Consider the following 213-nt stretch of genomic DNA (forward strand, 5'->3'; position numbering starts at 1 on the left):
AGTGGCGTCCCCTAGGGGACTCGAACCCCTGTTACCGCCGTGAAAGGGCGGTGTCCTAGGCCACTAGACGAAGGGGACGCAAGACCCTGATCGTGAATCGACTCACATCGATTCTGGCACTCCCGAAGGAGTCGAGATTGGTGGAGCTAAACGGGATCGAACCGTTGACCTCTTGCATGCCATGCAAGCGCTCTCCCAGCTGAGCTATAGCCC

The 213-nt window shown here is 58.7% G+C and carries 1 tRNA gene; it reads right to left on the reverse strand.

Going from position 1 to position 213, the window contains the following annotated elements:
• Positions 1-2: 2 nt before the first annotated feature.
• A tRNA-Glu gene (locus E4487_RS24395) sits at positions 3-78 on the reverse strand.
• Between the last annotated feature and the right edge of the window lie 135 nt (positions 79-213).

Origin of the sequence: Pseudomonas sp. BMW13 (assembly GCF_013357275.1) — a bacterium.
Lineage (GTDB): Bacteria > Pseudomonadota > Gammaproteobacteria > Pseudomonadales > Pseudomonadaceae > Aquipseudomonas > Aquipseudomonas khazarica.